Raw genomic sequence first — 26,245 nt, forward strand, 5'->3', positions numbered from 1 at the left:
TTGGAGCGCGTCGCCCCCGCCGCTCCGGCTCGGTCGTGGGCGGGGCCACCGCCGGGCGGGTGGCATCATGGCGCGCGTGACAACCGCCGACACGTCTGCCGCCGACCGGACCCGACTCACTGATCTTCTCGACGGCGTCGTCCCCTGGGACGATCTGGAGCGGGACCACCTCGACGCCGCCCGGGCCTGGATCTCGGGCGGCGCTCCGCTGTACCGCACCGCGAAGCCGGCGACGCCGCCGATGCACCTGGTGAGCTACTTCGCGGCGTTCGACGAGGCCCGGGAGCGGGTGCTGCTGGTCGAGCACCGCAAGGCGGGGCTCCGGCTGCCCACCGGCGGGCACGTCGAGCCCGGCGAGTCCCCTTGGGACGCCGTGCGGCGGGAGTGCCGGGAGGAGCTCGGCATCGCGGCCGACCCGTCCGGCGTCGCGGGCGAGCGGCCGTTCTTCGTCACCGTCACCGACACTCTCGGCCAGGGGCGGCACACCGACGTCTCGCTGTGGCATCTCATCCGGGCGACGCCCGAGGACGTCACGTGGTTCAGCGAGGAGGAGTTCTCGGGCGTCGCGTGGCTGTCGCTGGCGCAGGTGCTCGCCGAGCCGATCGCGACCCTCGACCCGCACATGCACCGGTTCACCGCCAAACTCGCCCGCGCGCTGACGGGCTGACGCGGCCGAGCCGTCCAGGGCCTCCCCTGCTGGACCGGCCCGGCCGGAAGGTCAGGCCGCGGCCGCCAGCAGCGCCTCGGCGGCGAGGGTGCGGCTGTAGAGGACCCGCCGTCCGGCACGGTGCCGGGTGACCAGGCCGGCGCGGAACAGGAGCTGGAGCTGCTGCGAGACGCCGCCGGCGCTGAGACCGCAGCGGTCGGCGAGCTCGCCGGTGTCGGCGGGTTCGGCCAGCGCCGCCAGGAGGGCGGAGCGGGTCGGGCCGAGGACTCCGGCGAGGCCGGGCGCGGCCTGCGGGTCGTCGCGGCGCCACAGGAGTCCGAGGCCGCGCGGGCTGTACCGGACGGTCGGCTGCCAGGGCTCGGCGACGACGGAGTGCACGCGGTCGCCTCCGAACACGGTGGGCACCAGCAGGAGTCCGCGGCCGCCGAGTGTCGCGTCGATGCTCCAGCCGCTGTCGATGCGGAGGACGCCGGCCGCGTCCCAGGCGATGCGGGGCGAGAGGTCGGCGAAGAGCCGCTGCGCGCCGCCTTCGGCCAGGAGCCGGGAGCGGTGCCTGAGGTCGTGTTCGCAGAGGGTCCTGATGCGGGGCCACCAGGGCGCGAGCGCGGTCTCCCAGTACGCCTCGACGGCGGCGGCGAGGCGGTCGAGGCCGGTGTCGGGGTCGTCGCTGAAGCGTTCGATCGCGGGTGTGGGGGCGAGCATGTCCAGGCCCGATCGGATCCGGTCGTGGTCGAGGGTGCGCATGGCGGCCAGCTCGGTGGCGATGTCGGGCGTCGAGGTGGCCGGCGGCGGGGCGAGGAACGCGGGGAGGCCCGGCGAGTTCGCCGGGATCAGCTCGAGCAGGGGCCGGAGGTCGATGCCGCGCAGGCGGTCGCGCACGGCCCGGACCCAGCGCCGGTGCAGGGCGTGCTCGCCGGGGGCGCGCAGGACGCGGACGCTCGCGGTCACCTCCCACAGCGGGGAGATCGCGAAACGCGTGCTCGCCAGATCGGCGACGGACAGGCGGAGTTCGATCACCCGCTGAATTTAGCCACGACCGAATCCATTGCCGCACCGGACGCCCCGCGCGACGCTCGGCCGGTGACCACCATGACCGCACCGCCCGGCCCCGCCTCGGACCGCCTGCGCGACAACCCGGACTTCCGCAGCCTGTTCACCGCGGCCGTCGCCGCCAAGCTCGGCACGTACCTGTCCTACATCGCCGTCCCGCTCCTCGCGATCGAGGTCCTCGGGGCGACCGCGGGCGAGGTCGGGGCGCTGGCCGCGCTCGCGACCGCGGCGGCCCTGCTGCTCGGGCTCCCCGCGGGCGCCTGGATCGACCGGGCCGACAAGCGGCGCCTCATGGTCGCCGCCGACCTCGCCCGGGCGGCGCTGCTGCTCAGCGTCCCGGTCGCCTGGTGGTTCGACATGCTCACCGTCTGGCAGTTGTACGCGGTGGTGTTCCTGGCGGGCGTGGGCACGACCGCGTTCGACATCGCCCAGCAGTCGGTGCTGCCGGCGATCGTCGACCGGTCGCATCTCACCGGCGCGAACGCGCGCCTGGTCGCGCTCGACTCGGCCCTGGGCATCGGCGGCAACGGCGCGGCGGGGTTCCTCGTCTCGCTCGTCGGCGCCCCGGTGGCGATCCTCGCCGATGCCGCGGGGTACCTGTGGTCGGCAATGTTCGTCGCCCGCATCAGGACCGCACCCGCCCCGGCCGCGCCCCGGCGGCCGCTCCTGGGGGAGATCGGCGAGGGCCTCGGGCACGTCCTGCGCCATCCGGCCCTGCGGCCGCTCGTCCTCGCGGGTGCGCTCAACAACTGCTCGATCCAGATGTTCCTGACGATGCTGCCGCTGGTCTGGATCGGCGCCGGCCTGCCCGCGTACGGGCTCGGGCTCCACCTCGCCGCGGGCGCGGTCGGCATCCTCGCAGGCGCGACCGCCGCCCGGCGGCTCCGCTCACGGCTCGGCGCCGGACGCGCGCTCTGGACCCTCGGCGCGGCCGCGGCCCCCGCGGCGCTCTGCCTGCCGCTGGTTGGCCCGGGTTGGGGCGCATGGGCATCGGGCGCGGCATGGGCGTTCACCGGTTCGGTCATCGGCATGGCAAACGTGATCGGAGTGAGCCTGCGCCAGCAGCTGACCCCCGACCCCCTCCTGGGCCGCATGAACGCCGTGTTCCGGTTCCTCCTCATGGGCGCGGTCGCCCTCGGCGCCACCGCAGCCGCCGTCATCGGCGAACTCGCCTCCCCGCAGGCCGCGATGTGGTGCGGTGCCGTCGGCATGGCACTGCAATGGACGATCCTCTTCGCGTCCCGGAGCCGAATCGTCTGAGCTGAGAACGGTGCCGCCGAAGGCCGAACCGACGCTCACCCGAACCGGTGAACGCCGCCATCCCTTCGAACGGGCATCAGGGCGATTGCCGAGGGCTTTGCAGCGATTGATGCGCTATTGCGGTGATGGAGCAGCTTGAAGCGGCTGCCTACTCTCGAACGATGATCGCCAACATCCTCCTCGGCCTGGTCGCCACCGCGATCGCCGGTGGCATCATCGTGTCGGCGCGACTGGTCCGCGACCGGGTCGACCCCCAGGGCCGGGTGCCCAACGACCAGTGGAAGCTCCTCATGCTCGCCGCGGGAGTGAGCGTCGGACTGACCATGCTGTTCGCCTGGTTCCTCGCATGGGTCCTCGGGTGGATCGTCCGATACGCCGCCAAGGTGCTGACCTCGGTGAGCGAGGCCGGCCGGCTGACCGAGCCGGAGCGAATGGCGGTCGACGTGGCACTCAAGTTCCTGGAACGCGAATCCTGGTTCTGGAGTTGGCCCTATGTCCTGTTCGCGCTCGTGATCGGTCTGCTCGCCTGGGGCTTCGAGGAGACGCTCAAGGCCATGGAGGTCGGAATGCTCGACCGGCTGGTGGACCACGTGCTCGCCGGTGCGACGGCGGTCGGGGCGATGGCGATCGGGTTCGCGGTGGGGTTCATGCTCCACTGGGGCTTCGACGCGGGCTCGACCTGGCTGTTCGAGCGGTCGCAGCAGGCCACGAGCGAAGGAGCGGTCGACTTCTATCCGCGGGACAGCGCGATCACCATCGGCTGGAGCCGGTTCCGCTCGGCGACCACGCTGGGCTACGCGGCCTTCCTCCTCATCGGCGGCGCCGTCGCCGTCTGGCGCATCGCCCGCCGCGGCCTGGCCTCCCTGCGAACGACGGCCGCATCAGGGTAGGACGACGAGCACCGCTCGCCGAACGGGACCCGCACCCCGCGCAGCCAGCAACGATTGCCAGTGTGCCGACGGGAACCGCACATATGGTTCACGTTGGGTAACATGGAAGTTCGTGACCTCGGTCTCCCAGTCCCCCTCTGGAGCCGCCATGCCGTTCCCTGAGAACATTCTCGCTCCGCGCGAGGAAGTCCGCTTCTACTTCCGCCCGCACTGGCTCGCGCTGCTCGGCGCCTGTACCAGGATCGCGATCTACCTTGCAATCTTCGCCGTCCTGGGCTCCGTGTACATCAACGGAGAGAGTCAGATGAGTGATGTCGTCAGGTTGCTGCTCATCTCCGGCATCGTGGTCGACGGCGTCCTCCTGATCCGGAGCGCCTTCCAACTGTTCGTGATCCCCGTTCGCATCCTGGCGACCCGCTACATCGTGACCACCGACCGTGTCATCTTCCAGTGGGTGGTGCTGAGCCGCAGCGGAAGCGAGGTGCCGGTCATGCAGATCACCGCCGTGGAGTACCACCAGTCGCCGATCGCGCGGCTGTTCCGGTACGGCGACCTCAGGTTCAAGTCCTCGGCTTCGGGCTCCGAGGTGCGGTTCCACTTCATCCGGAACCCTCGGCAGGTGCGCAGCGAGATCTACCGCCTCATCGAGGCGCGGTCGCCGAAACTGGACACCACCGAGCAGCAGACCTGACCGTCCGTCGTTCTGGGTCGGGACCAGGTCGAACGCTATCGAGCGGCAGCGGCGCCCGGCCGGCCTGACGGTCGTCTATGGACTTGAAACCAGTCCCAGTACACGAAGAAAGACCCTGCCACCAGAGCCTTCGGACTCGACGCAGACGGAAAGGCCCCGGTCACCCGGGGCCTGCTGCATCCCGTTCGCAGTGGGTTTCCGTCTATGACGCTCACCGGCACGAAACCGGGCGGGACCACCTGATCGGGCGGCCCCGCCCCCGTTCTGCGAGTGCGGTCAGCGACTCGCAACGGTTCACGAGTTGGGCGGGTAAGACGGCACACCACCCATCACGTACGCCACCTGCTGCGCGAGCGGGATCGTGCCGCTCGGCTCGGGTGCGCCGAAGGTGACGGTGACCGAGCCGTCGCTGGAGCTCGTGTCCACCTTGTTCACCGAGTAGTTCGCCGATGCCGAGCCGACTCGGAACAGCCCGAACAGGTCCACCGACGCCGTCGCGCCGACCTTCATGTCGCTGGTGACCTTGCTGGCGTTGCCGCCCTTGAACGTCATCGACATCTCCGGTTGCCGGGAGACGACGAAGGTCTTCAGGCGCGAGAGCTTCTTGCCCTCCCCGAACAGATCGCCCACGTTGAACTCGCTGCCGTGGAGCTGGTACCCGGTCGCGTCCTGACCGGTCTTCGTCGCGATCTCGTCGAGGATCTGCCCGTCGTACCAGCCCACCGTGCCGTCAGGCGTCAGGGCCGTCGGCGCCGAACCGATGATCGTGACGCCCTTGTAGTCGAGGTCGATCGTGACGGTGGACGAGCTCGACGTGTAGGTCGACAGGTCGTAGGACGCGGACGCGCCGAAGTTGATGCCCACGGCGTCCATGATCGGGACCGAGAACCCTGCCTTGCCCCCCACGCTCAGGTCGGTCGACTTCGAGGAGAAGTTCGACAGCTCCAGGTGGAGCGACACGGCGTTGCCGTCGGTCTGGAGCTGCCCGATGAGCTGGTTCGCGCTGGGCAGCTTGTCGGGCGTGTAGCCGACGTAGAACTGGCCGGCGCCGATCTCCTCGCCGCCGTTGGCCGCGCTCGCCTGAACGATGTTGGCTCGGGCGGCCTTGAGCAGGGCGGTGGCCTCGAAGTACCTGCGGTGCAGCTGGATGCTGTTCGCGGCCATCACCTTGTAGTTCGCGATGGCGTTGTAGAGAGCGGCAAGCGAGTCCGGCATGTTCTCGAAGGTGCCGTACCTCGTCAGCAGCTGGTCGAAGACGTCCTGGAGCTTCCCGCCCACCGGCAGCGGGTTGGTCCAGGTGAACTGGGCGTTGGTGAACTCGGTCAGGATCGACGCGATCTGCGACGCGGCGGCCGTGTCCTCCTTGTCCATCATCTGCTGGTCGGCCTTGGAGAAGCCGAAGACCGTCGCCCCCAGGACGTTGCCGTAGAGCGTCGAGAAGCGGTCGGTGCTGAGCTGGAGCTGGCCGCTGTCGGACGTCTGCAGCCGCGAGTCGAGGTCCTGGAGCGTCGCCGCGTTGTAGTACGCGTTGGGACCGTACGTGATCCCGTAGTTGAATCCGGCCGGATACGACACGGTGTGGAACTTGCCGTCCAGCTTGGTGCCGAGGAACTCGCCGATCTTGCCCTGGAGCTCGTCGGAGAACGCCTGCTGCGCAGCGGTGGTGCCGGTGCCACCGGCGACACCGCCGGCGCCGCGGAGCGCCATGCCCTCGGTCAGGTTCCGCTTCTCGAGCAGGTAGGAGCAGTTCTCCCACCGAGTCGCTCGGGTCCTCGGGAAATGGCTCTGGAAGACCATGAAGGCCGCCTGTTTCGCCCTCTCAGCGTCGACCCCCCAGACGATCGTCTCCCACACATCGGGGCCGTAGCTCACCCTGACGAAGTACCTGTCCATGATGTCTCTCTTTCTCGGATGGGCGACCAAACCGTGATGATCGATCGCGTTGCATCCAGAATCACCAGCCACACCGGCTTGCGAGGCCGCTCAAGGTTTCCGGCCCGAAGCCGATACGACAACCGCATTTCGTGACAATTACTAACGAACTGCACCAGCGGCTTGCCGGCGCCTCTCGCACGTGATCAGGCTGCCACCCCTCAGTCGTCACTCCGATGCGCTGGCGCGCAGGGACATCATCCGCACCGCGAACACCGGTGATCCGCCCTGGACGCGAAGGTAACGAAGTACGGCTTTCGCACCGCCGAAAACAAGCCTTTTCAACCTCGCCGAACGCCTCTGTCGCTGTTCACGCACCCCCTCCGGAAGTGTCCGGCGAAGCGGCAGGTGCCCGTTTCAAGTGCCGCTACGAACCGCTACGCCGACCGGACGGGAGTGCGTACAAGCACCGGATGCTCTGGGCCGGCGCTTGCATGACCGCGCGGGGCGGGACTCCGGCGGGACGCAGGCGGGATCCGCGGCGAGTTCTTGTGCCACTCAAGGCGCTTCGATAGTTTCTGGAGCAACACGGCCACGCTCCGGCGGGGCCGGTCGACGATAGGAGCCTTGCACATGGACTTCATCCTCCCCACCGACGAGAAGCTTCGCGCCGAACTCGAAGAGCGCGCGACCGACACCCGCGACACCCGGGAACCGCTCGCGAAAGCGGACGGCAGCGGCATCTACTTCCGTTTCACGCAGACCACGGGGGTCGACCCCGCCGACGTGCACGGCGCGTGACGAAGGCAGTGCGACGCCGGGCCGTAGCCGACGGGTTCGGCGGCGGCCCGGCGGCAGCGTCCCCCGGGCCCGACGACGACCGCAAGGCGTGCTGGTACGGCACCCACCGGGCGCTGACCCCGGAGGAGACCCTGCGCCGGATCGAGCCGCTGTTCCCCGCACTAGGGATCACCCGGGTGGCAGAGGTGACCTGGCTCGACGAGATCGGCATCCCGGTGTACCAGGCGGTGCGGCCGGAGTCCTGGACGCTGTCGGTGAGCCAGGGCAAGGGGCTGACGGACGACCTGGCGAAGATCTCCGCGGCGATGGAATCGATCGAGACCTGGCACGCCGAGCGTGCGGCACCAGGCGAGACGGTCGCCGCCGTGGCCGACGTCGAGCGCACGTGCGGCTACCGGGTGCGCGACCTGCCGCTGGAGCCGCGCCACTATCTGCGGCCGGGACTGCGACTGCGGTGGACCCGGGCGCGGCGGCTCGACGGCGGCGGGGACTCGTTCCTGCCCGGCGACCTCCTGCGACTCGACGGGCGCGTCCGTCCGACTTGGACACCGCCGCTGTTCGCGGTGCACAGCAACGGCCTCGCCAGCGGGAACACGTTCGACGAAGCGGCGCTCCACGGCATGTACGAGGTCATCGAACGGGACGCCCTGACCCGCGCCGAGACCTCCGGGACGCGCTTCATCGACCTCGACACCGTGGACGGGTCAGCAGCGGAGGTCCTCGAACGGTTGTCGGCCGCCGACGTCGACGTGCGCGTCGAGGTCCTGCCCTCGCCGACCGGCGTCGCGTGCTTCCGCGCCACGATCTGGAGCGAGATGTTCCCGGTGCTGTTCGCCGGGGCCGGAGCGCACCTGGACCGGGACGTCGCGCTGTGCCGGGCGCTGACCGAGGCGGCCCAGTCCCGGGTCACCGAGATCGCCGCCTCCCGCGACGACCTCACCGCGGGGTCCTACCGGCGGGCCCTCGCGGGACGCTCCCTGAAGCCGGCACCGCCGGACAAGTCCGCGACGGTCGGGTACGACGCGGTCCCCTCCGTCCGGAACGCGAGTCTCGCCGAGGACGTCCGCACCGTCGTGGCCGGTGTGGTCGCCGTGACCGGCCGGTCCCCGCTCGCCGCCGACCACACCGTGGACGAGGTGGGCATCCCGGTCGTGCGGGTGGTCTGCCCCGGACTGCTGTTCGATCCGACGATCCTGTGAGGACCCGATGACCCGCTACCTGTTCGCAGGTCCGAGCCTGCCCGACGCCGCCGCGCTCGCCGGAGGCGACGTGATCGTGCGCCCGCCCGTCGCGGCGGGCGACCTGCTGCGGCTCGGCGCGCGCGCCGGCGACGCGGTCGGCATCGTCGACGGGTACTTCCACCAGACACGCGCGGTGCGGCACAAGGAGATCCTCGACCTGCTCGACGCAGGCGTCACGGTCTTGGGCGCCGCCAGCATGGGCGCGCTGCGCGCCGCCGAACTCGACGTCCTCGGCATGCGCGGCGTGGGCCGGATCTACCGGGCCTACCGGCGGGGTGAGCTGACCGCCGACGACGAGGTGGCGCTGCTGCACGGACCCGCCGACGTGGGCTATCAGGCGGGTTCGGAGCCCCTGGTCAACATCCGGGCGACGCTGGAGCTGTGCGTGCGCGAAGGCGTCCTCGACGCGGACACCGCGAGCGGCCTCGCCACCACTCTCGCCCGCCGCCCGTACCGGCTGCGCACCTACCCCGACCTGCTCCGACTGTGCCGCGAGGCGCACTTGCCCGACGCGGAGTGCGAACGGCTGCGGGAGCTGTTCGCGACCCGGGCCGTCAACCGCAAACGCGAGGACGCGCTGCGGCTCCTCGGCGTGCTGCGCCGGCTGGATGACACCAGGCCCGCCGTCCGGGTGAGCCGGGAGCCCACGGGCTTCCTGCACCGCTGGCGGCTCGGCGCGCGCTCGATCGAGACCGCGGACGGGCCGGTCGCCGAGATGAGCGTCCTGCGCGCATGCCAGCTCTTCGCGGACGACTACCCGTCCTTCCACCGGGAGCTGACCTTCGACGCGCTGACCCGCGAATGCGCCGAGACCTGCGACCGGCCCGAGGCGGCGGGTGCACTCGACGCGGCCCTGGCGCACGCGCGGCACCGCGGCATCGTCCCCGACCTCGGTGCGATGGAACCGGGAGAGCTCGACTTTCTCGACCCGTGGCTCACTCCGGCCGAGCGGGACGGCGCTCCGGTCCGCGACCGGCTCGCCGCGTTCGTGGCCCGCGGCTTCCAGGTCGCGCCCGGTATACCCGCGGACGGCCTGGCGCTCGACCGGCTCCGCTCCCGGCCGGTCGCAGCCGAGGCGGCGCGGATCGTCACCACCGCTGCGCGAGCGAACGAGGAGGCACGGCAACGCCAGGACGACTTCGACATCCACTCGCTGTCGGCGGACCGCATCCTGTCGTACTTGGCCGGGCGCTGGCGCGTCGAACCGCGGAACCTGGCGCTGCACGCCCTGGACCGGGGCCTCGCGTCCCTGGACGTCCTGATCGCGGCCGCGAGGCCGTACTACCTGCTGGCCAAGTACAACCCGGGCCTGGTCGAGCTGACCATGGGCGCGCCCGAGTACGGCGGCGGCGCTGGCCGCTCCAGCGCCGGGCTGAGATCCGCCGATGACGGCCGGCGCGGGAGCGACGCGCTTCCCGATGCCAGTGCTCCCCGTCGTGGTCGACGATGACCGGCAGCAGCGCTTGGGAGGCGGCGAGGGCGAGTGAGCCGCCGATGAGCAGAATTCGGCCGATGCCGGCCGCGAACTGGAGGCCGATCAGCGCTGCCTCGCCTCGGCGGGCATCCGCGGCGTCGGCCGCGACGCGGCCCGCATCACCCGACACGTTGCCGCATCGGTGTTGAACTCGCGCAACGAAATCGGATAGACCTGACCTCATGTCGACCCGCGTCCCCGATACCCACGCCGCCGCCGAGTCCGATCCGCAGCAGCGCGTCCCGCGCCGGGTGCTCGTCGCACTGTGCACCACCCAGATCACCAGCTGGGGCGTCTTGTTCTACGCCCTCCCGGTGCTTCTCGCGGACCTCACGGCCGACACCGGCTGGTCGACCGCGGCGGTCATGGGCGCCTTCTCGGTCGGGCTCGCCGCCTCCGCACTCGCCGGAATCGGGATCGGCCCGATCCTGGACCGGCGCGGGCCGCGCCTGGTCATGACCGCAGGGTCGGTCACCGCCGTCGTCGCCGTGGTCGGCATCGCGTTCGCGCCGAACCTGTGGTGGTTCACCGCCGCCTGGATCCTCTCGGGCATCGCCCAGGCCGCCGTCCTCTACAAGCCCGCGTTCGCCGCCATCACCGCCTGGTATGGCCCGCAGCGGGTCCGCGCGCTGACGATCCTCACCCTCGCCGGGGGCCTCGCCTCCACCGTCTTCGCACCCCTGACCGCCCTCCTCGCCGGGCACTTCGACTGGCGCGGCACCTACCTCGTCCTCGCCGCGATCCTCGCCCTCATCACCATCCCCGCACACGCCCTCGCCCTCGACCCGCCCTGGACCGCGCACCACCCTGTGAAAGCGTCCAAAGGATCCGCGCCCGCCCTGAACCGGCGGCAGATCGTCACCTCGCCGACGTTCATCGCCCTCGCCGCCGCCATCGCCCTGGCCGCCTTCGCGATGGGCACCTCGAACCTCTACCTCGTCCCCCTGGCGACCGGCCGCGGCATGGACACCACCACGGCCGCCTGGGTCCTCGGCCTCTGCGGCGCCGGCCAGCTCCTCGGCCGCATCACCTACGCGCCCCTCGCCGCCCGGACCGGCACCACCGCCCGCACCATCGCCATCCTCGCCACCGGCGCCGCCACGCTGCTCGCCACCGCACTCATCGCCGGACCGGTCTGGCTCGTCTTCGCCACCGTCATCGTCCTCGGCGCCGCCCGCGGCGCCTTCACCCTCCTGGACGCCACCATCGTCACCGACCACTGGGGCCCGGCCGGCTACGGCACCCTCCACGGCATCCTCACCGCACCCGCCACCGCAGCCCTCGCCCTCAGCCCCTGGGCCGGCGCCCACCTCGCCACCTGGACCGGCGGCAACCCCCAGCTCTTCGCCCTCCTCGCCGCCCTCACCGCCACCGCGGCCATCATCGTCCTGACAGAACGGATCACGAAGCGACCCTTGGAGACTCGATACTGAGATCGAACTCGGCTCCAAGAACGGCTCCCGGTCAGCGACCGCCAAAGAGAACGGCGCGACCTGAGCGCAAAAAAGAAGGTTCCGGATGTCCGGAACCTTCTTATCTGTGCGCGAGGGGGGACTTGAACCCCCACGTCCATAATAGGACACTAGCACCTCAAGCTAGCGCGTCTGCCATTCCGCCACCCGCGCGTGCACAGTGAGATTGTATATGGAGTTTGTTTTGCCTGCCAGGTGGGTGTTTCGGCTTGCCCCGGCACGAGATGAAACTTTACACGACGGTGCCGGGGGGTGCGCAAGGGGGTTCGCGGTCGGGGCGGGGGGCGGGCGGCGGCTACGCTTGGGGGTATGACCGTGACCGCCCCTCGACTCCCCGACGCGGCGCTGGCGCATTGGGATCTGGGGCAGATCTACCAGATGCAGCGGGTGCAGACCGGGTTGATGAACCGGTCTTGGCGGGTGGACACGTCGAGCGGGTCGTACCTGCTGAAGCTGTTCCGTGACGTGACCGGTCCTGAGCTCCAGTTCCAGTTCCACGTGCTGCAGACGCTGGGCGCGTCGGGCGTGCCGGTGGTGCTGCCGGTGCTCAGCCGGGACGGGCGCACCACCATCTTTCTGGAGGGCGAGGAGTTCGGCGTCTTCCCGTGGGTGGGCGGCCGGCACCAGTCCGGTTTGTCGATGTCTCGTGAGGCGTGTCGGGATCTGGGGTCGGTGATCGGGCGGCTCCACCGGACGCTGCACGCGTCGATCCCGGCGGATCGGGCGCCGAAGGCGGAGAACCCGCCGACGACCGAGGCGGCGCTGCAGAAGGTCGACCGACTGCTGGAGCTGGTCGCGGCCGGGCGCGGGGACAAGACGGGGTTCGAGGCGACGGCGGAGCAGACGCTGCGGTTGAAGCGCGGGCTGCTGGTGCGGCTCGGGGACCGGCGGCCGCCGGACCTGGCGTCGCAGTACACGGGGTACACGCACGGCGACCTGCACCCGCACAACGTGCTGCACGGACCTGACGACCGGATCTCCGCGATCCTGGACTGGGACCGGTTGACGGTGTCGTCGTACGCGCGGGAGATGGCGCGCGCCGCGGTGTTCTACTTCACCTACGGCGACGAGCGGGGACTCGACTGCGATCGGATCCGGGCCTTCGCGGGTGGATACCGGTCGGTGTTCGACGTGGGCGAGCCCGAGATCGGGCTGGCGACGCACCAGCTGTGGTGGGACCGGCTCACCGACAACTGGGTGATCGAGTGGCATTACGTGCGCCACAACTCCGCGTGCGACCACCTGCTCCCGGGGCAGACCGGGCTCGTGAAGTGGTGGACGATCCACTACTCGCAGGTCGAGCAGTCGTTGATGGGGCGCTGAGAATTCACGGTGGCGGGGCGATATCGCTTCTGTCACAATGGCTCGCATGACTGAACTGCCCCTCATCCACCTCCAGGGAAGTCCCTACCGGCAAGGCGTGCAGCACGGTGAGCAGCTGCGGGAGCAGATCGCCGCGAACGTGGCCGTGTACCGGTCGCGGATGCTCACGTCGGGTCTCAAGGAAGCGGAGCTCGCGGAGCGGTCGCAGCGGTACCTCGGGGTGTTCACCCGGGAGGACTCGCTGTACCGGGCGATCATGGACGGCATCGCGGACGGGTCGGGGCAGAACCTGCTGGACATCGCGCTGCTGAACGCGCGGTACGAGCTGCTGTACTCGGCGTGGAGCGAGTTCGGGCGGCCCACGGTCGACAGCATCAGGTCGGAGTGCACGTCGTTCGGCGGCGCCGACGGGGTGTTCACGGCGGGCGGGACCCACATCGGGCAGAACTGGGACTGGTTCACCGGGGTCGAGGGCGCGCTGCTCCAGTGGAAGCACGGCGAGACGACCGTGGTCGGTTTCACCGAGGCGGGTGTCGCGGGGACCAAGATCGGGATCAACTCGGCCGGGATCGGACTGTGCGTCAACGGGCTGGGGGCGAGCGCCGACGACTGGAAGATCGACTCGGTGCCGTTCCACCTGCGCACGTGGCGAATCCTGCAGTCGACGACGCTGGCGGAGGCCGTGGGGCACGCCACGGCCCCTCGGCCGGCGTGCTCGGCGAACTTCTTTGTGGGGAGCGCGGCCTCGGGGGTGGCGACGGTCGAGACGTCGCCGCTGGGGTCTCGGGTGATCTATCAGAACGGCGATGTGCCTCTGGTGCACGCCAACCACTTCCGTGATCCCGAGGCGCTCGGGGTGTACCAGAGCTGGCTCGAGACCGGGCGCGTGTCCACGTATCACCGGTGCGACCGGATGGAGACGCTGCTGGCCGCGGAGTCGCCGGTGTCGACCGAGCGGCTGCACGCGGCCATGCGGGACCACGAGGGCGGTCCGCTTGGGCTGTGCCGTCACCCGGTCGAGACCGACCCGGAGGAGCTGCGCACGCACACGGCGCTCGCCGCGCACTTGGAGCTCGACGCGCGCAAGTTCTCCTACACCTGGGGCCCGCCCTGCGAGTCGGAGTTCACCACGGTCGCGCTGTAGGCCCGGCGGACGCCGGCCCACAGGAGGACGGCGCCGGCGGTGACGACGATCCACGGCGCGGGCTCGAAGACCAGGCCCGCGGCGATCGACCACGCCCCGACGGTCCAGGCGATGAAGGCCGGCGGGGTGATGTCGCGGCGCTCGAGCCACAGGACGGTGAAGCCGAGGGCCAGGAGCGGGGCGCCGAAGCTGCCGAGGGTCATCCAGTAGCCGCCGAAGGCCGGGGACATCTCGGCGAGGGTGCTCTCGGGCAGCCACAGCTCGCCGGAGACCCAGGCGGACGCGTGGGCGGGCGCGAGGAGAGCGAGCCCGAGGACGAGGTGGCCCGCGCCGATGACGGTGAAGATCCAACCGGCCCATCTGATCATGACGACTCCCTAATTACGGAACTGATAGTTCCAATACTGGCGGTTCCCTATCCTAGGACCATGACCGGACCGAAGCAGAACGTGGGTCGCCCTCGCGACGCCCAGATCGACGACGCCATCGTGCGCGCCACCCGCGAGCTGCTCGTCGAGCGCGGGTACGCGAAGCTGACGATGGACGCGGTCGCCAAGCGCGCCGGGATCGGGAAGGCCGCGATCTACCGGCGGTTCGCCACCAGGCAGGAGATGATCTTCGCGGCCACCGTCCACGGCATGGAGGAGCAGCCGCCGCCGGACTCGGGCACGCTGCGCGGCGACCTGGCCGCGGTGTGCCGCACCATCGCCGCGCAGCTGGGCGCGGCCCCGCCGGACGTGCTGCACGGCCTGCTCGCCGACATCCACGCCGACCAGGCGCTCGGCGCCCGGTTCACCGGGTCGTTCATCGGCCGCGAGCAGTACGTCCTCGGGGAGGTCCTCGACCGGGCGCTCGCGCGCGGGGAGCTGGCGGCGATGCCCGACGTCCGCGTGGTGCACGCCCTGCTCATCGGGCCGGTCTTCTTCTGGCTGCTCATCCTCATCGGCGACCGCGAGCAGGTCGCGGCGCTGTCGGCGACGGTGGCCGAGTCGGTCGCCGACAGCCTGGTGAAGGGCTAGCGCGGGGTCGGCTGCGAGAGCTCCCAGCAGGCGACGGCCGTCGCGGCCGCGACGTTGAGGGAGTCGACGCCCGCGTGCATCGGGATGACGACCGTGCGGTCGCAGGCGTCGAGCGCGGCCTCGGTCAGGCCGGGGCCCTCCGCGCCGAAGAGCAGCGCCGGGCGCTCGCGCTCGGCCGCCGAGAGGGTGCCGATGTCGACCGCGCCGCGCGAGGGGCTGAGGCCGTGCAGGGTGAAGCCCGCCTCGCGGACCTGCGCGAGCCCCGAGGGCCACGGGTCGAGGTACGCGTACGGCACCGCGAACACCTCCCCCATCGAGACGCGCACGCTCCGCCGGTACAGCGGGTCGGCGCAGTCGGGGGCCAGGAGGACGCCGTCGAAGCCGAGGCCGGCGGCGACGCGGAAGATCGCGCCGATGTTGGTGTGGTTGTTGATGCCCTCCAGGACGACGAGGCGCCGCACCGCCGTCAGGAGCTCGGCCGGGGCCGGGAGCTCCTTGCGGTGGAAGGAGGCCAGCGCGCCGCGGTGGACGTGGAAGCCGGTGACCGACTCGAGGACCTCGGGCCCGGCGGTGTAGCAGGGGGCGTCTCCGGCGAGGTGGGCGAGCTGGTCGGCGCGCTTGGCGTCGATGAGCATGGAGCGCATGCGGTACCCGGCGCGCAGGGCGCGGCCGATGACCTGGTGGCCCTCGGCGATGAACAGGCCGTGGGGCTGCTCGAAGCGGGTGCGCAGGGCCAGGTCGGTGAGCGCCCGGTAGTCGCCCAGGCGGTCGTCGGCGGGGTCGTCGATCTCGATTACGTGGTCGGGCACCCGGTGATTGTCCACCACGGGACGCGAAGCGCCCCCGGGCGGCCGTCGGGCCGCCCGGGGGCGTCACTGGCGGGTCTAGGCCGGGGCGGGCGGGAGCTCGCCGCGGTCCTTGCCCTCGCCGATGTCCTGGACCTCGCGGGCGGCCTGCTGGGCCGCCTCGAGGGCCTGGAGGGCGGAGTCGTCGAGTTCGAGGGCGCTGGTGTCGACCTCGACCTCCTCCTCCTCGCTGGGGCCGGTCTTGTCGGCGCCGCCGAACGCGTTGCCGATGCCGCCGAGGGCCTTGGTGAGCTCGGCGGGGACGACCCAGACCTTGTTGGCGGTGCCCTGGGCGATCGTGGGCAGCGTCTGGAGGTACTGGTAGGTCAGGAGGCGGTCGGTGGGCTTGGCCTTGTGGATGGCCGCGAAGACCGTCTGGATGGCCTTGGCCTCGCCGTCGGCGCGGAGCACCGCGGCGTCGCGCTCGCCCTTGGCGCGGAGGACGGCGGACTGCTGCTCGCCCTCGGCCATGAGGATCGAGGAGCGCTTGGTGCCCTCGGCGTTGAGGATGGCGGCGCGGCGGTCGCGCTCGGCGCGCATCTGCTTCTCCATGGCGTCGCGGATGCTCAGCGGCGGCTCGATGGAGCGCAGTTCGACGCGGGTGACCTTGAGGCCCCACTTGTCGGTGGCCTTGTCGAGCTCGGCGGCGAGGCGGGCGTTGATCTCCTCGCGGCTGGTGAGGGTCTTCTCCAGGTCGAGGGAGCCGACGACGTTGCGGAGCGTGGTGGTGGTGAGCTGCTCGACGCCGGCGAGGTAGTCGTCGATGTTGTACACGGCCGCGGTGGGCTGCGTGATGATGTAGTACAGCACGGTGTCGATCTGGACGCCGAGGTTGTCGGCGGTGATCACCGGCTGGGGCGGGAAGTTGACGACGCGCTCGCGAAGGTCCACTTTGGCGCGGACGGAGTCCACGAAGGGCACCAGGAGGCGCGGCCCGGGTTCGAGCGTGCGGCGGTAGCGGCCGAGGCGCTCGATGATGTAGTTCCACTGCTGCGGCACGATCTTGATCGAGCGGAAGAGCACGATGATCAGGAAGAACGCGACGATCAGGAGCAGTATGCCTACGGGTTCCATGGTTTCTCAGCCTCCAGTGGTCTGGCGGATCGGCGGGCTATGGGCAGAAGACTACTTAACGACTGCTTCCACACGATCACCGTCGCTCCCTTGATCTCGACGACGGTGACCGTGTCGCCGGGTTCGAGGAGCTGGTCGGGTTCGAGGGGGTAGGCGGTCCAGTTGTCGCCCGCGATCTCGACGAGGCCGCCGGAGTGGTCGACCTTCTCGATGACGCGGGCCTCGGCGCCCTGGATGGCGCGGGTGCCGAAGGGGCGGTGGGTGGTGTCGCCCTTGGCGTCGGATTCGAGGGCCTGCTTGAGGAAGGGGCGCAGGCCGAAGATCGAGGCGACGGAGCCGACCCCGAAGAGCACGGCCTGGAGCCACAGGGGCGCGCCGACGGCGGCGCCCAGGCCGGCGAGCACGGCTCCGACGGCGACCATGGCGAGGACCAGGGTGCCGGTGAAGAGTTCGACCGCGCCGAGGATCACGGCGACGATGATCCAGATGAATACGTCGTCCACCCGTCAAGCATGTCATGCGGGCGGGACCAGCGGGGACTACGGTCCGGGCCCGCGCTCTCGCGCGGGCCCGGTGGGCGTCAGCGGTTCCGGTGCTTCTCCGGCGCGGGGGGCCGGCGCGCGGGGCAGCAGCCCTCGACGGTCGGGTCCCAGACGGGGAGTTTCCCGAGGCGGCGGAGGGGGGCGCCCTGGACGCGCTCGGCGACGAGGTCGCGGAACATGCCGACGAGGTCGGCGTCGACCGTGGGCGTCCCGGCCCGCAGGTAGCGCAGGCCGAGGTCGGCCGCGGTGTCCTTGGCCTCGTTGTCGAGGTCCCACAGGACCTCGATGTGGTCCGAGAGGAACCCGACGGGGCTGACCACGACGGTGTCGACGCCTTCGGAGGCGAGGACCTTGAGGTGGTCGTTGACGTCGGGTTCGAGCCACGGCATCGACGGCGGGCCCGAGCGGGACTGCCAGACGACGTCGAAGGGCCCGGTCCAGCCGGCGTGCTCGGCGACGAGCGCGGCGGCCTCGGCGACCTGGTCGGAGTAGCGGGCGCCCTCGGGGCCGGAGCACTCCTCCATGACGTCGGGGATGGAGTGCGCGGTGAAGACGACGCGGGTGTTCGACCGGTCCTCGATCTGGTCGAGCGAGGCCCGGAGCTGTCGGGCGAAGCCGCCGACGAACCCGGGGTGGTCGAAGAAGTGGCGGATCTTGTCGATCTGCGGCGCGGTCTCGCCGACGGCGGCGCGGGCGGCGTTGACGTCCTCGACGTACTGGCGGCACGAGGAGTAGGAGCCGTACGCGCTGGTGCACAGGGCGAGGGCCTTCTTGACGCCGTCGCCGGTCATCTGGGTGACCGCGTCGACGAGCATCGGCGGCCAGTTGCGGTTGCCCCAGTAGATGGGCAGGTCGATGCCGGCCTTGCGGAACTCCTGGCGGAGGGCCTCGATGACCTCGCGGCACCACTGGTTGATCGGCGAGATGCCGCCGAAGTGGTAGTAGTGCTCGGCGACTTCGGCGAGGCGCTCGTCGGGGATGCCGCGGCCGCGGGTGACGTTGCGCAGGAACGGCAGGACGTCGCCGGGCCCCTCCGGTCCCCCGAAGGAGACGAGGAGGACGGCGTCGTACGCGGGTGCGGTCTCGTTGGCTGTCATGGCGGCTCCGCTACTGCTCGGTGCGCTCGACTCCGACGGCGTGGAAACCGCCGTCGACGTGGATGATCTCGCCGCTGGTCGCCGGGAAGAGGTCGGACAGGAGGGCGGCGCACGCCTTGGCGACGGGCTCGGAGTCGGTGAGGGACCAGCCGAGCGGGGCGCGCTTGGTCCACGCCTCCTCGAAGGCCTGGAACCCGGGGATGGACTTGGCGGCCATGGTCCGCTGCGGGCCGGCGGAGACCAGGTTGACGCGGATGCCCTTGGGGCCGAGGTCGCGGGCGAGGTAGCGGTTGACCGCCTCCAGGCCGGCCTTGGCGACGCCCATCCAGTCGTAGACGGGCCAGGCCTGCTGCGCGTCGAAGTCGAGGCCGACGATCGAGCCGCCGTTTTCCATGAGCGGCAGGGCGGCGACGGCGAGGGACTTGTAGGTGAAGGTCGAGACCTCGACGGCCTTGGCGACGTCGGCCCACTCGGTGTTCAGGAAGTTCCCGCCGAGGGCGCCGGGCGGGGCGAAGGCGATGGCGTGGAGGACGCCGTCGATCCCGGAGACGTGCTCGCGGACCTTGTCGGCGAGGCCGGCCAGCTGCTCGGGGTCGGTCGCGTCGAGCTCGACCACGGGGGCGGGCTTGGGGAGCTTCTTCGCGATGCGCTCGACCAGGGAGAGGCGCCCGAAACCGGTGAGGACCACGTCGGCGCCCTGCTCCTGCGCGTACTTGGCCACGCCGAAGCCGAGGGACTGCTCGGTGATGACACCGGTGACGAGCAGCCGTTTGCCGTCCAAGATTCCAGACATGTGAGTTCCTCCGTTGATCCTGCTTGAAAACTTGTCCGGGCCCTAGTGGCCCATGCCCAGGCCGCCGTCGACCGGGATGACCGCGCCGTTGACGTAGGCGGCGCTGTCGCCGGCGAGCCAGGTGACGGCCCCGGCGATCTCCTCGCCCGTCGCGAAGCGCTTCGCGGGGATCGAGTCGAGGTACGCCTGGCGCTGGGCCTCGGGGAGCGCGTCGGTCATGTCGGTCTGGACGAAGCCGGGGGCGACGACGTTCGCGGTGATGTTGCGCGAGCCGAGCTCCCGGGTGATGGAGCGGGAGAGGCCGACGAGGCCGGCCTTGGACGCGGCGTAGTTCGTCTGCCCGGCGTTGCCGTAGAGGCCGACGACCGAGGAAATGAAGATCATGCGGCCGAACTTGGCGCGGAGCATCTTCGAGGAGGCGCGCTTGGCGACGCGCCAGGCGCCCTTGAGGTTCGTGTCGACGACGCGCTCGAACTGGTCCTCGCTCATGCGCAGCAGCAGCGTGTCGTCGGTGATGCCGGCGTTCGCGACGAGGACTTCGACGGGCCCGAACTTGCCTTCGACCTCGGTGAACGCGGCGTCGACGGACTCGGTGTCGGTGATGTCGCACTGGACGCCGAAGAGCCCGTCGGGGGCGCCGGAGCCGCGGTGGGTGACGGCGACGTTGTCGCCCTGGGCCGCGAAGGCCTTGGCGATCGCCAGGCCGATCCCGCGGTTGCCTCCGGTGACGAGGACGGTGCGCGCCATTGTCCGAACTCCCTCAAGCTCATTGACGTGAGGCGACCGCAGTTTGTACGAACGCCCTCATGTTCTTTGTACGAAGCCACCGACGATCGTAGCGACGGCCCACCTCATGGGCGAAGGGGCCTTCACGGAGGGTGTGGTGTCGGACTCAGGTCAGGCGGGAGGTCCAGGCCAGGCTGAGGCCCGCGGCGGCGAACAGGAGGATCATCGCGGTGCCGATGAACCACTGCGAGACGTCCTCGGCGATGGTGCGGTAGCCGAGGGACGAGCCCATGTCCTCGTAGACGGCGCGGAGCTGCTCGGCGGTGACGGCCTCGTAGTAGTCGCCGCCGGTGGCATCGGCGAGGCCGGCGAGGGCCTCGCGGTCGACGGGCACGGAGACGAGCTCCTCGTCGAGTTCGATGACGCCCTCGTCGGTGCCGAAGGCGACGGTGGAGACGGGGATGTCGGCCGCGGCGGCGGCCTCCCCGGCCTCGTCGACGGTGCGCCCGGCGGTGCGGTAGCCGTCGGACAGGAGCAGGATGCGCGCGGGCGCGAGCTGCCCGGTCTCGTCGGGCATGACCTGCTGGACGGCCTGGAGGGACGCGAACACGGCGTCGCCGGTGGCGGTGGCCTCGGCGAGGGTGAGGCCGTTGATGGCGGTGGCGACCTCGGCGCGGTTCTTGGTGGGGGGCACGACGACCGAGGCGTACCCGGCGAAGGACACCAGGCCCACGTTGTACTGCTCGGGGAGCTCGGCGACGAAGTCGGAGGCGGCGGCCTTGGCGGCGTCGATGCGGGTGGGGTCCACGTCGGAGGCCATCATCGAGAGCGACACGTCGATGGCGAGGATGATCGTGGCCCGCTCCTGGGGCTCGTCGACGTCGACCGCGGGCCGGGTCATGCCGCCGACGAGGACGGCCAGCGCGATGACGAGGAGGCCGGCGGGCAGGTGGCGGCGCCAGCCGGGGATGCGCGGGACGAGCTTGGCGAGGAGCGAGGCGTTCGCGAACCTGACGGCGACCCGCTGGCGGGCGAACTGGGCCCAGACGTACACCCCGGCGAGGATCGCCACGGGGACGAGCGCCAGCAGCCACGCGGGTTCGAGCAGGCGGATCAACGGTTCTCCTTGCGGTCAGCGGTAAGCGGCGAGGTGGCGGCGCTCGGCGACGAACGCGGCGATGTCGCGCAGCCAGTCCGAGCCGGTCGAGAGGCGCAGGTGGGCGGCCCCGCCCGAGCGGATGCCCGCGGCGATGCGGGCGCGCTGCTCGGCGGCGGCCTCGGCGTAGCGGGCGCGGAAGCGGGCGTTGCCGGTCTGGACCTCGACCGTGGCGCCGGTCTCGGGGTCGATGAGGTCGAGGACGCCGACGTCGGGGAGGGCGAGTTCGGCGGGGTCGAGGACCTCGACGCACAGGACCTGCTGGCGCACGGCGAGGCGGCGCAGCTCGCGGGACCAGTCGCTCGGTCGGTCCTCATCTTCCAAGAAGTCGGAGATGACGATGGCGAGGCCGCGGCGGCGGGCGTGGCGGCGGGTCTTGTCGATGAGTTCGGCGAGGTCGCCCGCGCCTTCGCCGCGCGGGAGGGCGGTGACGGTGCGCAGGAGGGAGCGGGCGCCGCCGCGGCCGGGGCGGGGCGGGATGGCCTTGGCGGGGCCGCCTTCGGTGACGACGGCGCCGATGCGGTTGCCGCCGCGGCCGGCGAGGTAGGAAAACGCGGCGACGGCGCCTTCGGCGAGTTCGCGCTTGAGCATGCCGACGGTGCCGAAGTCGAGGCTCGGGGAGAGGTCGACGGCGAGCCAGGTCTCGAGTTCGCGGTCGCTGATGGTGGTGCGCACGTGCGGGACGGTGGTGCGGGCGGTGACGGGCCAGTCCATGCGGCGCACGTCGTCGCCGGCCCGGTACTCGCGGGCCTCGCCGGGCTCGGAGCCGGCGCCGGGGAGCAGGCCCAGGTAGTCGCCGTGGAGGAGCCCGTCGAGGCGGCGGGCGACCGTGAGCTGGAGGCGGTCGAGGGCGCGCAGGTCGGCGGCGTTCACGCGGCTACCAGGCCCCCGGTTGCTGGGGCTGCTGGTAGGAGGGCGAGGGCTCGGCGGGGCGCGGGGCGGCGTCCTGGCGCGGGGTCACGGTGGGGGCCGGGACGGCGGCGAGGAGCTGCACGACGAGGCGGTCGGCGGTGATGCCGTCGGCCATGGCGTCGTAGGAGAGCACGAGCCGGTGGCGGAGGACGTCGGGCGCGATGTCGTCGAGGTCCTGCGGGAGGGCGTAGTCGCGGCCGCGCAGGAGCGCGATGGCGCGGGTGGCGCGGATGAGGCCGAGGGAGGCGCGGGGGCTGGCCCCGTACTGGATGTGGCGGCTGATGGCGCCGAGGCCCGCGGCGGCGGGGTTGCGGGTCGCCATGACGATGCGCACGGCGTAGTCGACGAGGGCGTTGTGGATGAACACGCCGTCGGCGGCCTGCTGGAGGCGCAGGAGGTCGTCGGTGCCGAGGACCTTGTCGGGGACGGGCGTGTCGACGCCCATGCGGAAGACGATCTCGCGCTCTTCGGCGTCGGTGGGGTAGCCGACGTTGATCTTGAACAGGAACCGGTCGCGCTGGGCCTCGGGGAGGGGGTAGACGCCCTCCTGCTCGATGGGGTTCTGGGTCGCCATGACCAGGAAGGGCTTGGGGAGGACGTGGGTCTGGCCGCCGATGGAGATGCGGCCCTCGGCCATGACCTCGAGCATCGCGGACTGGACCTTGGCGGGGGCGCGGTTGATCTCGTCGGCGAGCACGAAGTTGGTGTAGACCGGGCCGAGCTCGACGTCGAAGGCCTCCGAGGACTGGCGGTAGATGCGGGTGCCGACGATGTCGGCGGGGACCAGGTCGGGGGTGAACTGGATGCGGTTGAACTCGGCGCCGACGACCTTGGCCATGGTCTCGACCGCGAGGGTCTTCGCGACGCCGGGCACGCCTTCGATGAGGCAGTGGCCGCGTGCGAGGAGGGCCGCGAACATCCGCTCGACCAGGGCGTCCTGGCCGACGATGACCTTCTTGATCTCGAACAGGGCCTTCTCCAGCAGGGCGGCGTTCTCCGCCGGGGTGGGAAGTCCGTTCGTTCCCGATCCCTCGGGTGATCCCATATCGGCTCCAGCTCTCATGGCTCTCGGTGGCGCGGTTCGTGCTGTCGATGGTAGTGCGCCCGTTCGAGGGCCGCAGGGGCCCGGAGGGACCCGTTTCGGGCTTCTGCACCGCCTTTTGTCGGGAACCCGACAGTTTACTCCGAACCCCTTGCGGCGCAGCAGGTCTAGACTGCGCTCGCCGAAACGCGGCAAACCCCTGGGGGGTTTTTGCCCTGGAGCGTGACACGCCGCGCGGATTCAATCCGTTGCTGCGAAATGTCGGAGCGCTATGCTTTCTCCGTACCCGCACGACTTCCCCCGTGGTCGTGCGGGTCTTCTCGTCTTCCGGGCGGCGCGCCGCTCGCGGAACCGCCGACGGGCCCCGACACAACTAGAATCACTCTCATGTCCCGCCGTCGCCAGGCTCTCCTCCTCCCCGGACGCAACTACAGCGTCCAAGGGCCGCTGCTGATGTACACCCACGTGGCGCTGCAATCCCGTGGGGCGCATACCTATCCGATCGAGTGGCAGAACGTGGACCGGCTCGCGTCCGACGGGCAGACCATGGTCGAGGGCGTGTGCGAGCAGACCGAGGCGGTCCTCGACCGGGTCCACAACGACGACCCGCCGCTCCTGGTCGGCAAGTCCCTCGGGACGGCGGCGGCGGTGCTCGCGGCCCACCACGGGCTCCCGGCGATCTGGTTCACGCCGCTGCTCAAGGACTACCCGATCGTCAAGGCCCTGCGCCGCGCCACCGCGCCGTTCCTGCTCATCGGCGGCACCGCCGACCCGGCGTGGAACGGGGCCCTCGCCCGCGACCTGCCCGGCGAGGTGTGCGAGGTCCGCGGCGCCGACCACGGCATGTTCCTGCGCGGGCGGCCCCTCGTGGAGTCCGCGAACGCACTCGCCGACGTGATCGAGGCGGTCGAGGCGTTCATCGACACAGCGGTCTGGCCTCGCCACGGCTGAGGGCGATGACGCACAATCGCACTGTGTCCGACAACGCAACCGAGCCCGCGCCCGTGTGCTCCTCGCGCGGCTGCCGCGCCGAGGCGGCCTGGATGCTGCTGTGGCGCAACCCGCGCATCCACGGCAGCGAGCGCGTCAAGCGCTGGGCGGCCTGCGACGAGCACCTGCCGGTGCTGCGCGACTTCCTCACGGCGCGCGGATTCCCGTGCGAGATAGCGAAAGTGCGATGATCGAGTCATGAGCCCGAAAGCGACCCCCGTGTGGGACCTGTGGCCCGGCGACCTCCGGTGGCAGCCGATGTCCCCGCAGCTGCGCACGGTGTGGGTGCTGCGAAGCCTGCTGAACGTCCTCATCCTCGCCGTCGTCGCGGCCGTGCCCCTGGTGATCTGGCTCGGCTGGGACGGCCTCCTGTGGGCGCTCGGCGGGTACGTCGTCCTCGCGGGCCTGCGGTCCTGGGCCGTCGCCCGCACGGTCGCCACCTGGGGCTACGCCGAACGCGAGGAGGACCTGCTGGTGCGCCACGGCCTCCTGACGCGCCGCCTGAGCATCGTCCCCTACGGCCGCATCCAGCTCATCGACCTCTCCGCCGGACCGATCGAGCGGATGTTCGGCCTGACCACCGTGCAGGTGCGCACCGCGGCCCTCGGCTCGACCACCGAGGTGCCCGGGCTCGACCCGCCCGTCGCGTCCGCGCTGCGCGACCGGCTCGCCGTCCGGGCCGCCGAGGTCCGGGAGGGCCTGTGAGCGACGAGCCCGCTCCCCCGCTCGCGGAGGCCCCGCTCGGACCCGAGGCGTACGCGCCGCCGAGCGCCCCGCCCGAGGGCGTCCAGCGCCAGCGCCTGCACCCGCTCACCCCGCTGCTGGAGAGCTTCCGGTTCCTGACCGCGGCCGCCGCCGCGGCGGGCATCCAGGCGTTCACCTCGCGGAACTTTCTGTTCGCGATCTACATCGCGCTCGCGGCGGCCGTCGTCGGCGGCATCGCGAGCCTCATCGCGCTCCAGTACCGCGGCTTCGTGATCTGGGGCCGCGAGCTCCACATCTACGGCGGCGTGTTCACGCGCAGCCACCGCACGGTCCCGTTGGACCGGCTCCAGTCGGTGGACCTGGTGCGCCCGATCCGGGCGCGGCTGTTCGGGTTGGCGCAGTTGAACATCGAGGTCGCCGGCGGCGACGGCACGGACGCGAAGCTCGCGTACCTCAAAGCCGACCGGGCCCTGGAGCTGCGCGCGGAGCTGCTGGCGATCGCCGGCCGGCCCGCCGCGGACCCGCCGCCGGAGGCGCCCGAGGGCGAGGCGCCCGACCGGGACGCGGGGCTGCTGGTGCCGCAGGTGACGGTGAAGCGCCTGGCGCTCGCGTCACTGCTGGAGGCGCTGCCGGTGCAGATCACGGCCGTCGCGGTGTTCGGCACCGCGTTCGCGGTGACCGGCTCGATCTTCGGGTTCAGCACGGTGGCGACGACGCTGTGGGTGGGGTTCTTCGCGCCCGCGCTGCTGGGGTACCTCCAGAGCACTGTGGCGATGGTGAACCGGTTCCTGCGCAACGGGCGGTTCCGCATCGGCCGGGACGGCGGGAACCTGCTGGTGCAGCGGGGCCTGACCGACACCAGCCACGAGACGGTCCCGGTGGACCGGGTGACGGGCGTGAGCTTCGACGAGCCGGTGATGTGGCGCTCGCGGCGGTGGCGGCGCGTCGAGGTGTGGACGGCCGCGGTGGCGCAGCAGAGCGCGACGGCCGTCAAGTCGACGACAGCGCTGCCGGTGGGCGAGCCGCACGAGGTGGCGATCGTGGCCGCGGCGGCGGTCCCGGACCTGCCGAGCGTGTTCGAGACCTCCCGGCCGCCGCGGCGGGCGCGGTGGCGGCTGCCGCTGGCGTGGAAGCAGACCGGTGCGGCCCTGACGGAGCGGGCGTTCGTGGTGCGGCACGGGTTGTGGGTGAACACCCATGTGGCGCTGCCGTACGCGCGGATCCAGTCGGTGAAGGTGACGCAGGGCCGGATCCAGCGGATGCAGGGCCTGGCGACGGTGCGGGCGCTGGCCGCGGGCGGGCTCGGGCACGACGCCGTGGCGCTGCACCGCGACGTGCGCGAGGCGGTGGCGATGGCGTCGGAGCTGCGGGACCGCGCGGACGCCGCGGCCGCGCTGGAGCGGCCGCGGCTGTCCTGACGCGGGTCTAGAGCGCGGGCCGGGGCGGGACCCGGTCGGCG

27 protein-coding genes and 1 tRNA gene are annotated in these 26,245 nt (G+C 71.4%); 15 read left to right on the forward strand and 13 right to left on the reverse strand.

Going from position 1 to position 26,245, the window contains the following annotated elements; genetic code table 11:
• Positions 1-67: 67 nt before the first annotated feature.
• On the forward strand, positions 68-667 hold the full coding sequence (locus tag ABD419_RS15210; RefSeq protein WP_425556068.1) for an NUDIX hydrolase: 600 nt from the start codon (positions 68-70) through the stop codon (positions 665-667).
• A 51-nt stretch (positions 668-718) separates the two neighbouring features.
• Here ABD419_RS15210 and ABD419_RS15215 read toward each other — a convergent pair whose 3' ends face one another.
• Positions 719-1,684, reverse strand: a complete 966-nt coding sequence (locus tag ABD419_RS15215) for an ArsR/SmtB family transcription factor (protein WP_344487810.1) — start codon at positions 1,682-1,684, stop codon at positions 719-721.
• A gap of 72 nt (positions 1,685-1,756) precedes the next feature.
• On the opposite strand from ABD419_RS15215, the gene ABD419_RS15220 reads away from it, so the two are divergent.
• The 3 genes from ABD419_RS15220 to ABD419_RS15230 all read left to right on the forward strand — a co-directional run bounded on the left by ABD419_RS15220 (position 1,757) and on the right by ABD419_RS15230 (position 4,558).
• The gene (locus ABD419_RS15220; RefSeq protein WP_344488042.1) at positions 1,757-2,977 is read left to right on the forward strand and encodes an MFS transporter; all 1,221 of its coding nucleotides are present in this window, start codon (positions 1,757-1,759) and stop codon (positions 2,975-2,977) included.
• 161 nt (positions 2,978-3,138) lie between these two features.
• Positions 3,139-3,867 carry a hypothetical protein gene (locus ABD419_RS15225; protein WP_344487812.1) on the forward strand — a complete coding sequence of 243 codons (729 nt, stop codon included), beginning with the start codon at positions 3,139-3,141 and terminating at the stop codon, positions 3,865-3,867.
• Between the two features lie 148 nt (positions 3,868-4,015).
• A complete protein-coding gene (locus tag ABD419_RS15230) occupies positions 4,016-4,558 on the forward strand; it encodes a PH domain-containing protein (RefSeq protein WP_344487814.1) in 543 nt (180 codons plus the stop codon).
• A 294-nt stretch (positions 4,559-4,852) separates the two neighbouring features.
• On the opposite strand, the gene ABD419_RS15235 is transcribed toward ABD419_RS15230, so the two are convergent.
• Complete coding sequence (locus tag ABD419_RS15235; protein WP_344487816.1) at positions 4,853-6,451, reverse strand: hypothetical protein; 1,599 nt, start codon at positions 6,449-6,451, stop codon at positions 4,853-4,855.
• Positions 6,452-7,063: 612 nt separating this feature from the next.
• Between ABD419_RS15235 and ABD419_RS15240 the strand changes: the two genes are divergently transcribed.
• From ABD419_RS15240 to ABD419_RS15255, 4 genes are all read left to right on the forward strand, one after another.
• A complete protein-coding gene (locus tag ABD419_RS15240; protein ID WP_344487818.1) occupies positions 7,064-7,231 on the forward strand; it encodes a hypothetical protein in 168 nt (55 codons plus the stop codon).
• A complete protein-coding gene (locus ABD419_RS15245; RefSeq protein ID WP_344487820.1) occupies positions 7,228-8,430 on the forward strand; it encodes a YcaO-like family protein in 1,203 nt (400 codons plus the stop codon). Before ABD419_RS15240 ends, ABD419_RS15245 begins: the two co-directional genes overlap by 4 nt.
• 7 nt (positions 8,431-8,437) lie before the next feature.
• Positions 8,438-9,922, forward strand: a complete 1,485-nt coding sequence (locus ABD419_RS15250) for a TfuA-like protein (RefSeq protein WP_344487822.1) — start codon at positions 8,438-8,440, stop codon at positions 9,920-9,922.
• Between the two features lie 206 nt (positions 9,923-10,128).
• Positions 10,129-11,379: an MFS transporter gene (locus ABD419_RS15255; protein WP_344487824.1), complete on the forward strand. Its 1,251-nt coding sequence runs from the start codon at positions 10,129-10,131 to the stop codon at positions 11,377-11,379.
• A gap of 107 nt (positions 11,380-11,486) precedes the next feature.
• Here the strand turns inward: ABD419_RS15255 and ABD419_RS15260 are convergent.
• Positions 11,487-11,571: transfer RNA gene (locus tag ABD419_RS15260), tRNA-Leu, on the reverse strand.
• Positions 11,572-11,727: 156 nt separating this feature from the next.
• Between ABD419_RS15260 and ABD419_RS15265 the strand changes: the two genes are divergently transcribed.
• Complete coding sequence (locus ABD419_RS15265) at positions 11,728-12,741, forward strand: phosphotransferase (protein WP_344487826.1); 1,014 nt, start codon at positions 11,728-11,730, stop codon at positions 12,739-12,741.
• A 46-nt stretch (positions 12,742-12,787) separates the two neighbouring features.
• Positions 12,788-13,885: a C45 family autoproteolytic acyltransferase/hydrolase gene (locus tag ABD419_RS15270; RefSeq protein WP_344487828.1), complete on the forward strand. Its 1,098-nt coding sequence runs from the start codon at positions 12,788-12,790 to the stop codon at positions 13,883-13,885.
• Here the strand turns inward: ABD419_RS15270 and ABD419_RS15275 are convergent.
• On the reverse strand, positions 13,834-14,253 hold the full coding sequence (locus ABD419_RS15275) for a DUF6463 family protein (protein WP_344487830.1): 420 nt from the start codon (positions 14,251-14,253) through the stop codon (positions 13,834-13,836). The genes ABD419_RS15270 and ABD419_RS15275 overlap by 52 nt on opposite strands.
• A 60-nt stretch (positions 14,254-14,313) precedes the next feature.
• On the opposite strand from ABD419_RS15275, the gene ABD419_RS15280 reads away from it, so the two are divergent.
• Complete coding sequence (locus tag ABD419_RS15280; protein ID WP_344487832.1) at positions 14,314-14,904, forward strand: TetR/AcrR family transcriptional regulator; 591 nt, start codon at positions 14,314-14,316, stop codon at positions 14,902-14,904.
• Here the strand turns inward: ABD419_RS15280 and ABD419_RS15285 are convergent.
• The 9 genes from ABD419_RS15285 to ABD419_RS15325 all read right to left on the reverse strand — a co-directional run bounded on the left by ABD419_RS15285 (position 14,901) and on the right by ABD419_RS15325 (position 23,094).
• Positions 14,901-15,731 (reverse strand): TrmH family RNA methyltransferase, encoded by an 831-nt coding sequence (locus ABD419_RS15285; protein WP_425556070.1) that lies wholly within the window; start codon positions 15,729-15,731, stop codon positions 14,901-14,903. The two genes, ABD419_RS15280 and ABD419_RS15285, sit on opposite strands and share 4 nt — an antisense overlap.
• Before the next feature lie 57 nt (positions 15,732-15,788).
• Positions 15,789-16,823 (reverse strand): SPFH domain-containing protein, encoded by a 1,035-nt coding sequence (locus ABD419_RS15290; protein ID WP_344487836.1) that lies wholly within the window; start codon positions 16,821-16,823, stop codon positions 15,789-15,791.
• Complete coding sequence (locus ABD419_RS15295; RefSeq protein ID WP_344487838.1) at positions 16,811-17,326, reverse strand: NfeD family protein; 516 nt, start codon at positions 17,324-17,326, stop codon at positions 16,811-16,813. Before ABD419_RS15295 ends, ABD419_RS15290 begins: the two co-directional genes overlap by 13 nt.
• Before the next feature lie 77 nt (positions 17,327-17,403).
• Positions 17,404-18,462 (reverse strand): ferrochelatase, encoded by a 1,059-nt coding sequence (locus ABD419_RS15300; protein ID WP_344487840.1) that lies wholly within the window; start codon positions 18,460-18,462, stop codon positions 17,404-17,406.
• A 10-nt stretch (positions 18,463-18,472) separates the two neighbouring features.
• The gene (gene fabI, locus ABD419_RS15305) at positions 18,473-19,255 is read right to left on the reverse strand and encodes an enoyl-ACP reductase FabI (protein WP_344487842.1); all 783 of its coding nucleotides are present in this window, start codon (positions 19,253-19,255) and stop codon (positions 18,473-18,475) included.
• Positions 19,256-19,297: 42 nt separating this feature from the next.
• Positions 19,298-20,002 carry a beta-ketoacyl-ACP reductase gene (locus ABD419_RS15310; RefSeq protein ID WP_344487844.1) on the reverse strand — a complete coding sequence of 235 codons (705 nt, stop codon included), beginning with the start codon at positions 20,000-20,002 and terminating at the stop codon, positions 19,298-19,300.
• Positions 20,003-20,147: 145 nt separating this feature from the next.
• A complete protein-coding gene (locus tag ABD419_RS15315) occupies positions 20,148-21,098 on the reverse strand; it encodes a VWA domain-containing protein (RefSeq protein ID WP_344487846.1) in 951 nt (316 codons plus the stop codon).
• Positions 21,099-21,113: 15 nt separating this feature from the next.
• Entirely contained in the window at positions 21,114-22,010 is an 897-nt protein-coding gene (locus ABD419_RS15320) for a DUF58 domain-containing protein (protein WP_344487848.1), read from the reverse strand.
• A gap of 4 nt (positions 22,011-22,014) precedes the next feature.
• Positions 22,015-23,094 (reverse strand): AAA family ATPase, encoded by a 1,080-nt coding sequence (locus ABD419_RS15325; protein WP_344487850.1) that lies wholly within the window; start codon positions 23,092-23,094, stop codon positions 22,015-22,017.
• Positions 23,095-23,478: 384 nt separating this feature from the next.
• Here ABD419_RS15325 and ABD419_RS15330 point away from each other — a divergent pair, with 384 nt between their 5' ends.
• From ABD419_RS15330 to ABD419_RS15345, 4 genes are read left to right on the forward strand one after another with little or no spacing between them, the layout of a single operon-like run.
• Entirely contained in the window at positions 23,479-24,042 is a 564-nt protein-coding gene (locus ABD419_RS15330; protein ID WP_344487852.1) for an alpha/beta fold hydrolase, read from the forward strand.
• A gap of 23 nt (positions 24,043-24,065) precedes the next feature.
• Positions 24,066-24,272, forward strand: coding sequence for a hypothetical protein (locus ABD419_RS15335; RefSeq protein WP_344487854.1), 207 nt, complete (start codon positions 24,066-24,068; stop codon positions 24,270-24,272).
• A 7-nt stretch (positions 24,273-24,279) separates the two neighbouring features.
• Positions 24,280-24,786: a PH domain-containing protein gene (locus ABD419_RS15340; RefSeq protein ID WP_344487856.1), complete on the forward strand. Its 507-nt coding sequence runs from the start codon at positions 24,280-24,282 to the stop codon at positions 24,784-24,786.
• Positions 24,783-26,204, forward strand: a complete 1,422-nt coding sequence (locus tag ABD419_RS15345; RefSeq protein WP_344487858.1) for a PH domain-containing protein — start codon at positions 24,783-24,785, stop codon at positions 26,202-26,204. Before ABD419_RS15340 ends, ABD419_RS15345 begins: the two co-directional genes overlap by 4 nt.
• Positions 26,205-26,245: the final 41 nt, after the last annotated feature.

Origin of the sequence: Glycomyces endophyticus (assembly GCF_039531525.1) — a bacterium.
Lineage (GTDB): Bacteria > Actinomycetota > Actinomycetes > Mycobacteriales > Micromonosporaceae > Glycomyces > Glycomyces endophyticus.